Source organism: Sedimentitalea sediminis, assembly GCF_042687825.1.
Classification (GTDB): Bacteria; Pseudomonadota; Alphaproteobacteria; order Rhodobacterales; family Rhodobacteraceae; genus Sedimentitalea.
The window spans coordinates 1-1,675 of sequence record NZ_JBHUQE010000060.1 but is presented as its reverse complement, the minus strand read 5'-3'; the positions used below and the strand labels follow the sequence as shown (position 1 = coordinate 1,675).

The window sequence follows — 1,675 nt, the reverse complement described above, 5'->3', positions numbered from 1 at the left end:
ATGAAGGTATTGGTGCCTGTCAAGCGCGTGATCGACTATAACGTGAAGGTCCGTGTTAAGGCGGACGGGAGCGGTGTCGATCTGGCCAACGTCAAGATGTCGATGAACCCGTTTGACGAGATTGCCGTGGAAGAGGCGATCCGTCTGAAGGAGGCCGGCAAGGCGGACGAGATCGTCGCCGTCTCGATCGGGGTCAAGCAGGCGCAGGAGACCCTGCGCACCGCCCTGGCGATGGGTGCCGACCGGGCGATTCTGGTGGTGGCCGCGGACGACGTTCACGACGATATCGAGCCGCTGGCGGTGGCCAAGATCCTGGCCAGGATCGTCGAGGAAGAGCAGCCCGGGCTGGTGATCTGCGGCAAGCAGGCGATCGACAACGACATGAACGCCACCGGCCAGATGCTGAGCGCGCTCTTGGGCTGGAGCCAGGGCACCTTTGCCTCCAAGCTGGATCTGGACGGCGAGAATGCCGTGGTGACCCGCGAGGTCGATGGCGGTCTGCAGACGATCAAGGTCAGGATGCCGGCCATCGTCACTGCCGATCTGCGCCTGAACGAGCCGCGCTATGCCAGCCTGCCCAACATCATGAAGGCCAAGAAAAAGCCGCTGGATGAAAAGACGGCCGCCGATTACGGCGTCGACGTCGCACCGCGGCTGACGGTCGTGAAAACCGCCGAACCGGCCGAACGGGCCGCCGGCATCAAGGTCGGCTCGGTGGACGAGCTGGTCGCGAAACTCAAAGAAGCGGGGGCTGTGTAATGGCTGTTCTTCTTCTCGCAGAAGTCACCGATGGCGCGCTGGCGCTGGATGCAACCGCCAAGGCCGTCGCCGCGGCCGCGCCCCTGGGCGAAGTGACCGCGCTGTGCTGCGGCGCGCATGCCGCCGAGGCCGGCGCCGCCGCTGCCAAGATCGCCGGCGTCGCCAAGGTGCTGGTCGCCGAGGACGCGTCGCTGGGCCACCGGCTGGCGGAATCGACCGCCGCACTGATCGTCAGCCTGGCGGGCGATTATGAACATATCGTTGCGCCGGCCACCACGGATGCCAAGAACGTCATGCCGCGGGTCGCGGCGCTGCTGGACGTGATGGTGATCTCGGATGTCTCGGGCGTCGTCGACGGCGCCACCTTCGAACGCCCGATCTATGCCGGCAACGCGGTGCAGACGGTGCAATCGGGCGACGCCAAAAAGGTGGTGACGATCCGCACCTCGACCTTTGACGCGGCCGGCGAACAGGCCGCCGCCCCGGTCGAGACCATCGCCGCGGCCGACAATCCCGGCCTGTCGGAATGGGTCGAGGACAAGGTGGCCGAAAGCGACCGCCCGGAACTGACCAGCGCCGGCGTCGTCGTCTCGGGCGGCCGCGGGGTCGGCTCCGAAGAGGATTTCCACCTGATCGAAAAGCTCGCCGACAAGCTGGGCGCCGCGGTCGGCGCCTCGCGCGCGGCGGTGGACAGCGGCTATGCCCCGAACGACTGGCAGGTCGGCCAGACCGGCAAGGTCGTGGCCCCGGACCTCTACATCGCCGTCGGCATCTCGGGCGCGATCCAGCACCTCGCCGGCATGAAGGACAGCAAGATCATCGTCGCCATCAACAAGGACGAAGAGGCCCCGATCTTCCAGGTCGCCGATTTCGGCCTCGTCGCCGACCTCTTCACCGCCGTCCCAGAACTGACCGA

Annotated in this window: 2 protein-coding genes; both read left to right on the top strand. The window is 66.6% G+C overall.

What is annotated here, in order from left to right:
- Nucleotides 1-759 carry an electron transfer flavoprotein subunit beta/FixA family protein gene (locus ACFMPD_RS17490; RefSeq protein WP_380997311.1) on the top strand — a complete coding sequence of 253 codons (759 nt, stop codon included), beginning with the start codon at nucleotides 1-3 and terminating at the stop codon, nucleotides 757-759.
- Nucleotides 759-1,675 (top strand): electron transfer flavoprotein subunit alpha/FixB family protein (locus ACFMPD_RS17485; protein ID WP_380997308.1); only part of this gene is annotated, 917 nt, incomplete at its 3' end. The genes ACFMPD_RS17490 and ACFMPD_RS17485, both read left to right, overlap by 1 nt.

What these genes read in the sequence shown, in the direction of transcription:
- ACFMPD_RS17490 (WP_380997311.1), top strand. Translation starts at nt 1, where the DNA reads ATGAAGGTATTGGTGCCTGTCAAGCGCGTGATCGACTATAACGTGAAG.